The sequence below is a fragment of the Kluyvera sp. Awk 3 genome (genome assembly GCF_028069715.1).
In the GTDB taxonomy this organism is placed as follows: domain Bacteria; phylum Pseudomonadota; class Gammaproteobacteria; order Enterobacterales; family Enterobacteriaceae; genus Kluyvera; species Kluyvera georgiana_A.
Genome location: NZ_JANEWH010000057.1, coordinates 19,993 through 28,603, shown reverse-complemented (window position 1 = coordinate 28,603; position 8,611 = coordinate 19,993). Strand labels below are relative to the sequence as shown.

At 57.1% G+C, this 8,611-nt stretch carries 7 protein-coding genes; 6 read left to right on the top strand and 1 reads right to left on the bottom strand.

What is annotated here, in order from left to right; genetic code table 11:
• Positions 1 to 133 precede the first annotated feature (133 nt).
• Entirely contained in the window at positions 134 to 751 is a 618-nt protein-coding gene (locus NNN71_RS13370; protein WP_163446949.1) for a trimeric intracellular cation channel family protein, read from the top strand.
• On the opposite strand, the gene ligB is transcribed toward NNN71_RS13370, so the two are convergent.
• On the bottom strand, positions 748 to 2,424 hold the full coding sequence (gene ligB / locus NNN71_RS13365) for an NAD-dependent DNA ligase LigB (protein WP_271458661.1): 1,677 nt from the start codon (positions 2,422 to 2,424) through the stop codon (positions 748 to 750). The genes NNN71_RS13370 and ligB overlap by 4 nt on opposite strands.
• 257 nt (positions 2,425 to 2,681) lie before the next feature.
• Between ligB and gmk the strand changes: the two genes are divergently transcribed.
• Genes gmk through recG form a run of 5 tightly spaced genes read left to right on the top strand, consistent with a single transcriptional unit; the run spans position 2,682 to position 8,548 of the window.
• On the top strand, positions 2,682 to 3,305 hold the full coding sequence (gmk, locus tag NNN71_RS13360) for a guanylate kinase (protein WP_163446945.1): 624 nt from the start codon (positions 2,682 to 2,684) through the stop codon (positions 3,303 to 3,305).
• 53 nt (positions 3,306 to 3,358) lie between these two features.
• Positions 3,359 to 3,634 (top strand): DNA-directed RNA polymerase subunit omega, encoded by a 276-nt coding sequence (rpoZ, locus tag NNN71_RS13355; RefSeq protein ID WP_000135058.1) that lies wholly within the window; start codon positions 3,359 to 3,361, stop codon positions 3,632 to 3,634.
• A gap of 18 nt (positions 3,635 to 3,652) precedes the next feature.
• The gene (spoT, locus tag NNN71_RS13350) at positions 3,653 to 5,767 is read left to right on the top strand and encodes a bifunctional GTP diphosphokinase/guanosine-3',5'-bis pyrophosphate 3'-pyrophosphohydrolase (protein WP_064540943.1); all 2,115 of its coding nucleotides are present in this window, start codon (positions 3,653 to 3,655) and stop codon (positions 5,765 to 5,767) included.
• Between the two features lie 4 nt (positions 5,768 to 5,771).
• Complete coding sequence (trmH, locus tag NNN71_RS13345; protein ID WP_167574793.1) at positions 5,772 to 6,461, top strand: tRNA (guanosine(18)-2'-O)-methyltransferase TrmH; 690 nt, start codon at positions 5,772 to 5,774, stop codon at positions 6,459 to 6,461.
• A 5-nt stretch (positions 6,462 to 6,466) separates the two neighbouring features.
• Positions 6,467 to 8,548, top strand: coding sequence for an ATP-dependent DNA helicase RecG (gene recG, locus NNN71_RS13340; protein WP_163446941.1), 2,082 nt, complete (start codon positions 6,467 to 6,469; stop codon positions 8,546 to 8,548).
• Positions 8,549 to 8,611: the final 63 nt, after the last annotated feature.

Sequence of the window (8,611 nt, the reverse complement as noted above, 5' to 3'; positions counted from 1 at the left end):
GTCCCAACACTACTGCGATAAGAACATCAATTAAAATTAGTTTTAGTAATTAAAATTCACTCTCCTTAGAAAATCTCAATCGTGATCTCACGCACAAATCGCTACCCTTCTGCCATTCATTTCGGGAGCAAACATGTTACTGCACATCCTCTACCTGATTGGTATCACCGCTGAAGCCATGACTGGCGCGCTGGCCGCCGGACGTCGCCGTATGGACACCTTTGGTGTGATTATTATCGCCACCGCCACCGCGCTGGGCGGCGGTTCCGTACGCGATATGTTGCTGGGTCACTATCCGCTAGGCTGGGTGCAGCATCCGGAATACATCATCACCGTCGCCGTTGCGGCTGTGCTGACGACCATCGTCGCGCCGGTGATGCCGCACCTGCGTCGCCTGTTTCTGGTGCTGGATGCCGTGGGGCTTATCGTTTTCTCTATCATCGGTGCCCAAATCGCCCTGGATATGGGTGAAGGCCCGATTATCGCCGTGATTGCCGCAGTCATTACCGGTGTCTTTGGCGGCGTGTTGCGCGACATGTTCTGCAAACGCATTCCGCTGGTATTCCAGAAAGAACTTTACGCAGGCATCTCCTTTGCCGCCGCCGTGCTTTACGTCGCGCTACAGCACTATGTCAGCAATCACGATGTGGTGGTGATTTCAACGCTGCTGTTCGGCTTTACCGCCCGCATGCTGGCGCTGAGATTGCGGCTCGGTCTGCCAGTATTTCACTACCGCCACGAAACTCACTAATCAAATCCCACCACGCCCAGCGTATGTAGCTTGTCGGCAAGCGCAACGATCGTGGGGTGGTGGAAAAAGGTCACCAGGCGGCGGGCCCTCTCTCGCCCAATGCCCGGTAGCTTTTGCCAGGCCAGCTCATCACGCGCTGAAATTTGCTGCCATGAGGTATCGCCGGATGCCTTGAGCGCAGCTTCGGGCAATGGCGCCCCCAGCGCCTTGACCCACAGCCGAAAAGGCTGACGCCGCGTCATATCAAAACGGTGCCATAGCTGTTCGCCGCGTTCTGGCGTTACCCCCGGTATCGCTTTTAGTTGGGCCGCCTGCCATTCAAGCCAGGAAAAAAGATGGTCGAACGGTAACGCCATCATCACCCTGCTCCAGCCAGCTTCTCCCAAACCTTCCAGATTAAAAACCTGTGGTGAAGACAACCAGTTCAGGCGAGCCAGAAACTGTGCCCGACAGCCATCCGTGAGAAAATAGCAGGTTAGCGAATGGTATTCCCCCATAGGAGGATTGGGTTTTGTTCGATCCTGCCCACGCCAGACCACGCTATCCAGCCGGGGAATCCCCTGACCTGCCAGGCTCACCAGCAGTTGATCGCCCACGGTGAAATCCAAACGTCGCCAGCGTGCAACGGAGCCCACATTCACCCGTCTCACCAGCTTGTCATCCAGCTTTACCGGTTCAAGCTCTGCGACAACTGAGACCTTGCCGCTACGCCCTATCGAAAAGTGAATACCGTTCACCTGCGCGACCTGCGCCACCGGCTCGTATTTCCATGCTGCCACCCAGGTTCCCTGCGTGGGCTGCCAGTACGCGCCCGCGGGTTCTTTAGCCTGCCGGATCACAATGCCATCAGTCGCAAAGGGTAACGGCGTGGTTAACCAATGTTCGCGCCAGCTCGCCACCTCCTGAACACAAGAAACACGATGAGAGTAGCGCTGGGCAAGTTCAAATCCAGACGCAGACAGCTGCGCCAGCCGTTCAGACATCGCCGCCGGACCATCCGGCCATGCCCAGATAAACAGCGATAATGCCGACAGTGGCTCACGCTTGCCTTGTCGCATTAACATACCCGCCACCTTAGCACGGGCGTTCATGCCGCCCATTTTGCGCTGCACGTGCCCCTCGGCGCGTAAAAAGATCTCGCCTTGTAAAACGCTGTTTTCCAGAGCCCCCTGAACCGTTTTCGGCAACGACGGTATCTGTCTGACCTTATCCGTCCAGTCTTCCCCCACCAGACCATCACCCCGACTAATCGCCTGGTAAAGCTGCCCATGGCGATAAACCAGCGTTACCGCAACGCCATCAACTTTTGGCTGCACCCACAGTTCCGCTTTATCTTGCATCCACTGCTCTACAGCCCGTGCATCCGCCAGTTTTCGCACTCCGGTATGGGCGACAGGATGCTTAAGCGCGTCGTGTAATGGCGGCAAACTCGTGCTCTCTACGGGTTTCGCACCAAAGCAATGCTGCCACTGCGCGAGCCGAGCCGTAAGCTGGTCATAGACGCCGTCGCTCACCCCGCTGACGCCTTGCCGCCAGTAATCGGCGTTCCACTTTGCTATTTGCCCCTGTAGCTGCGCAATCTCTTGCTCGGCCCGCGCGGCAGACCAGACTGGACAGCTGGCTTGCACCTGCATAACCAGCAGCCACCCCAGGCCCATCATCCATGCCTTCATATGCTTTCCCCGTCAGTACGCTGGCTCTGTTTGTAATGCAGCCGTTTTCTGGACGCGAGCACGAGCGTATCGTTTCCCGAGCAGGCTTCAGGGAAATTGCATTCGTTGCAGCAACATGGGGATAATTCAGGAAAACGACTCGCAAAATGAAATAAACTGGCGCAAAAAGTGTGACAAAGGCTACGTCGCGCAGCGCCGCCGTGTATAATAGGCTCGTATGTAAGTTCTCTTTCGATCATCACATACAAAAGACACTCATGGCTCAAGGCACGCTTTATATTGTTTCCGCCCCTAGCGGCGCGGGTAAATCCAGCCTGATTCAGGCTTTATTAAAAACCCAACCGTTGTATGACTCCCAGGTCTCTGTTTCACATACCACGCGCTCGCCGCGTCCGGGTGAAGTGCACGGTGAACACTATTTCTTCGTGAATCACGACGAATTCCGTTCGATGATTGGCGAAGGTGCGTTTCTGGAACACGCAGAAGTCTTTGGCAACTATTACGGCACCTCGCGTCAGGCTATCGAGCAGGTCCTGGCGACCGGCGTTGATGTTTTCCTGGATATCGACTGGCAAGGCGCACAGCAAATCCGTAAAAGCATGCCGGGCGCGCGCAGCATCTTCATTCTGCCGCCGTCTAAAATTGAACTGGACCGCCGCCTGCGTGGCCGTGGCCAGGACAGCGAGGAAGTCATCGCAAAACGAATGGCTCAGGCAGTTGCAGAAATGAGTCATTACGCGGAATATGATTACCTCATCGTCAATGATGATTTCGATACCGCGCTGAGTGATTTAAAGACCATCCTCCGCGCTGAACGTCTGCGTATGAGCCGCCAAAAGCAGCGACATGACGCTTTAATCAGCAAATTATTGGCAGACTGAACCCACTTTCAGTATCATGCCCAGTCATTTCTTCACCTGTGGAGCATTAAAGTATGGCACGCGTAACTGTTCAGGACGCTGTAGAGAAAATTGGTAACCGTTTTGACCTGGTACTGGTCGCCGCGCGTCGCGCTCGTCAGATGCAGGTAGGCGGCAAGGATCCGCTGGTACCGGAAGAAAACGATAAAACCACCGTGATCGCACTGCGCGAAATCGAAGAAGGTCTGATCAACAACCAGATCCTCGACGTGCGCGAGCGCCAGGAACAGCAAGAGCAGGAAGCCGCTGAATTACAAGCTGTTACCGCTATTGCTGAAGGTCGTCGTTAATTAGATAGCGGGTCGCCCTTGTATCTGTTTGAGAGCCTGAATCAGCTGATTCAAAATTACCTGCCGGAAGACCAGATTAAACGTCTTCGGCAGGCCTATCTCGTTGCACGTGACGCTCACGAGGGGCAAACACGTTCAAGCGGTGAACCCTATATCACGCACCCGGTAGCGGTAGCCTGCATTCTGGCCGAGATGAAGCTCGACTATGAAACGCTGATGGCCGCCCTGCTGCACGACGTGATTGAAGATACCCCTGCCACCTACCAGGACATGGAGCAACTGTTTGGCAAAAGCGTTGCTGAACTGGTAGAGGGGGTCTCTAAACTTGATAAACTCAAGTTCCGCGATAAGAAAGAGGCGCAGGCCGAAAACTTTCGCAAAATGATTATGGCGATGGTGCAGGATATCCGCGTCATCCTCATCAAGCTTGCCGACCGTACCCACAACATGCGCACGCTGGGCTCATTACGCCCGGACAAACGTCGCCGCATCGCCCGTGAAACCCTCGAAATTTACAGCCCGCTGGCACACCGTTTAGGTATCCATCACATCAAGACCGAGCTCGAAGAGCTGGGCTTTGAAGCGCTGTATCCCAACCGTTATCGCGTCATTAAAGAGGTGGTGAAAGCCGCGCGCGGTAACCGTAAAGAGATGATTCAGAAGATCCTTTCTGAAATTGAAGGGCGTTTGCAGGAAGCGGGAATTCCGTGTCGCGTTAGCGGTCGCGAGAAGCATCTGTACTCTATCTACTGCAAAATGGTGCTGAAAGAGCAGCGTTTTCACTCGATCATGGATATCTACGCCTTCCGCGTTATCGTCCACGATCTGGATACCTGCTATCGCGTACTGGGCCAGATGCACAGCCTGTACAAGCCGCGCCCGGGTCGCGTAAAAGACTACATCGCGATTCCAAAGGCCAACGGATATCAGTCCCTGCACACCTCGATGATTGGGCCGCACGGTGTCCCGGTCGAAGTCCAGATCCGTACCGAAGACATGGATCAAATGGCAGAAATGGGTGTTGCCGCGCACTGGGCTTATAAAGAGCACGGTGGCGAAAGCAGTACTACCGCACAAATCCGCGCCCAGCGCTGGATGCAAAGCCTGCTGGAACTGCAGCAGAGCGCCGGTAGCTCGTTTGAATTTATCGAGAGCGTTAAATCCGATCTCTTCCCGGATGAGATTTACGTTTTCACCCCGGAAGGCCGCATCGTCGAACTGCCCGCTGGCGCGACGCCGGTGGACTTCGCCTACGCCGTGCATACCGATATCGGTCATGCCTGCGTGGGCGCGCGCGTCGACAGGCAGCCTTACCCGCTGTCGCAGCCGCTTTCCAGCGGCCAGACGGTCGAAATCATCACCGCGCCGGGCGCACGCCCGAATGCGGCATGGCTCAACTTTGTCGTCAGCTCAAAAGCGCGCGCCAAAATTCGCCAGATGTTGAAAAACCTCAAGCGCGACGACTCCGTCAGCCTGGGTCGCCGTCTGCTGAACCACGCGCTGGGCGGTAGCCGCAAGCTCGCGGAAATCCCGCCGGATCATGTTCAGCGTGAACTTGACCGTATGCGTCTTGCCACTCTTGACGATCTGCTGGCCGAAATTGGCCTTGGCAACGCCATGAGCGTAGTGGTGGCGAAAAACCTCCAGCAGGGTGAAGCAATCCCTTCTGCACCGGGTGCCTCCGGGCATACCCATCTGCCGATTAAAGGCGCAGACGGTGTGCTGATCACCTTCGCGAAATGCTGTCGTCCGATCCCTGGCGACCCGATCATCGCCCACGTCAGCCCGGGTAAAGGGCTGGTTATTCACCATGAATCCTGTCGCAACATTCGCGGCTATCAGAAAGAACCTGAGAAATTCATGGCGGTTGAGTGGGACAAAGAGACGGCGCAGGAATTTATCACCGAGATTAAGGTTGATATGTTCAACCATCAGGGGGCGCTGGCCAACCTGACGGCAGCCATCAATACCGCGACGTCCAACATTCAAAGCCTGAATACGGAAGAGAAAGACGGCCGCGTATACAGCGCCTTTATCCGCCTGACTGCCCGCGACCGCGTGCATCTGGCGAATATCATGCGCAAAATCCGCGTGATGCCGGACGTCATCAAAGTCACCCGTAACCGAAACTAGCTTTATGAACTTACAGCGTTATGCGCGTATCCGTGAGATGCTCGCCAGGCGTCAGCCTGACCTGACGGTCTGCATGGAGGAGGTCCACAAACCTCATAATGTCTCGGCGATCGTTCGCACCGCCGATGCTGTAGGCGTTCACGAAGTTCACGCCGTTTGGCCGGGTAACCGCATGCGCACGATGGCCTCGGCAGCAGCGGGCAGCAACAGTTGGGTGCAGGTAAAGACCCATCGCACCATTGGCGACGCGGTGGGGCATTTGAAAAGCCAGGGCATGCAGATTCTGGCGACACATCTGTCTGATAAAGCGGTCGACTTCCGTGAAATCGATTATACCCGCCCGACCTGTATTCTGATGGGTCAGGAAAAAACCGGTATCACCCAGGAAGCATTAGCCCTCGCAGATCGGGACATCATCATCCCGATGATCGGCATGGTGCAGTCACTCAACGTCTCCGTCGCTTCAGCCTTGATTCTCTACGAAGCGCAGCGCCAGCGGCAGAACGCCGGCATGTACCGCCGGGAAAACAGTATGCTACCGGACGAAGAACAGCAGCGCCTGTTGTTTGAAGGCGGCTACCCAGTGCTGGCAAACGTCGCTAAACGCAAAGGACTCCCTTATCCCCACGTCAACGAGCAAGGCGAAATTGAAGCCGATGCCACGTGGTGGTCCACTATGCAGGCCTCGGAGTAACTGTTATGCAAAGCCGTCTGCTGGATGCCGTTCCGCTCAACACGTTGACCGGCGTTGGCGCCGCGCAGAGCAGCCGGCTGGCAAAAATTGGTCTGCACACGGTGCAGGATCTGCTCCTGCACCTGCCGCTGCGCTACGAAGACCGCACCCAACTTTATCCTATCGGTGAACTGCTTCCCGGCATCTATGTAACCGTGGAAGGCGAAGTCCTGAACTGCAATATCACCTTCGGCGGCCGCCGGATGATGACCTGCCAGATTAGCGACGGCACCGGCATCCTGACCATGCGCTTTTTCAACTTCAACGCGGCGATGAAAAACAGCCTCGCCACCGGGCGGCGGGTGCTAGCCTATGGTGAAGCCAAACGCGGCAAGTACGGCGCGGAGATGATCCACCCGGAATACCGCGTACAGGGTGACCTCAGCACACCGGATTTGCAGGAGACCTTAACGCCGGTCTACCCCACAACCGAAGGCATCAAGCAGGCGACGCTGCGTAAACTCACCGACCAGGCGCTGGATCTGCTGGATACCTGCGCCATCAGCGAACTGCTGCCGCCGGAACTGGCACAGGGCATGATGAGCCTGCCGGAGGCGCTACGTACGCTGCATCGCCCACCGCCGACGCTCCAGCTTGCTGATTTAGAAACCGGTAAACACCCGGCGCAGCAGCGCCTAATCCTTGAAGAGCTGCTGGCGCACAACCTGAGTATGCTGGCCTTGCGCGCGGGCGCGCAGCGTTTCCACGCTCAGCCGCTCAGCGCCAACGATGCGCTGAAAGATAAGCTGCTGGCGGCGCTGCCATTTAAGCCTACGGGGGCACAGGCGCGCGTCACCGCGGAAATTGAACACGACATGGCGTTGGATGTGCCGATGATGCGCCTGGTACAGGGCGACGTCGGCTCCGGGAAAACGCTGGTTGCCGCACTGGCCGCGCTACGCGCCATCGCCCACGGCAAGCAGGTAGCGCTGATGGCGCCGACCGAACTGCTCGCCGAACAGCACGCCAACAACTTCCGCAGCTGGTTTGCGCCGCTGGGCGTTGAAGTGGGCTGGCTGGCGGGTAAACAGAAAGGTAAAGCGCGTCAGGCACAGCAGGAGGCCATTGCCAGCGGTCAGGTGCAGATGATTGTCGGCACCCACGCCATCTTCCAGGAACAGGTGCAGTTTAACGGGCTGGCGCTGGTGATCATCGATGAACAGCACCGCTTTGGCGTCCACCAGCGTCTGGCGCTGTGGGAAAAAGGCCAACAGCAGGGCTTTCACCCGCATCAGCTGATCATGACCGCAACCCCAATTCCCCGCACTCTGGCGATGACCGCCTATGCCGATCTGGATACCTCGGTGATTGACGAACTGCCGCCGGGACGCACGCCGGTCACCACCGTCGCGATCCCCGATACTCGCCGCCACGATATTATCGACCGCGTACGCAACGCCTGCACCACCGAAGGCCGTCAGGCCTACTGGGTGTGCACGCTGATTGAAGAGTCTGACCTGCTGGAGGCCCAGGCGGCGGAAGCCACCTGCGAAGAGCTGAAGCTGGCGCTGCCGGAGTTGAATATCGGCCTCGTCCACGGGCGAATGAAACCCGCCGAGAAGCAGGCCGTCATGCAGGCGTTCAAACAGGGCGAATTGCATTTGCTGATTGCCACCACGGTGATTGAAGTCGGCGTCGATGTGCCCAATGCCAGCCTGATGATTATCGAAAATCCGGAGCGTCTGGGGCTGGCGCAGTTGCACCAGCTCAGAGGCCGCGTAGGCCGTGGCGCGGTGGCCTCACACTGCGTACTGCTGTACAAAGCGCCGCTGTCAAAAACCGCGCAGATGCGCCTGCAGGTACTGCGCGACAGCAACGACGGCTTCGTGATTGCTCAGAAAGATCTCGAGATTCGCGGCCCCGGCGAACTGCTCGGCACCCGCCAGACCGGCAACGCCGAATTTAAAGTTGCCGACCTACTGCGCGATCAGGCCATGATCCCCGAAGTTCAGCGCCTGGCACGGCATATTCATGACCGTTATCCACAGCAGGCCAATGCGCTGATTGAGCGCTGGATGCCGGAAACCGAACGTTATTCCAACGCGTAGCCATACCCACAGCCCGAAAAGGGCTGTGCTAAACTTCGCACAATTTTACTTCCCTGGACGAGT

Excerpts from the sequence above, each read along its gene's own strand:
- NNN71_RS13370 (WP_163446949.1), top strand. The coding sequence starts at position 134 with ATGTTACTGCACATCCTCTACCTGATTGGTATCACCGCTGAAGCCATG.
- ligB (WP_271458661.1), bottom strand. The coding sequence starts at position 2,424 with ATGAAGGCATGGATGATGGGCCTGGGGTGGCTGCTGGTTATGCAGGTG.
- gmk (WP_163446945.1), top strand. The coding sequence starts at position 2,682 with ATGGCTCAAGGCACGCTTTATATTGTTTCCGCCCCTAGCGGCGCGGGT.
- rpoZ (WP_000135058.1), top strand. The coding sequence starts at position 3,359 with ATGGCACGCGTAACTGTTCAGGACGCTGTAGAGAAAATTGGTAACCGT.
- trmH (WP_167574793.1), top strand. The coding sequence starts at position 5,772 with ATGAACTTACAGCGTTATGCGCGTATCCGTGAGATGCTCGCCAGGCGT.
- recG (WP_163446941.1), top strand. The coding sequence starts at position 6,467 with ATGCAAAGCCGTCTGCTGGATGCCGTTCCGCTCAACACGTTGACCGGC.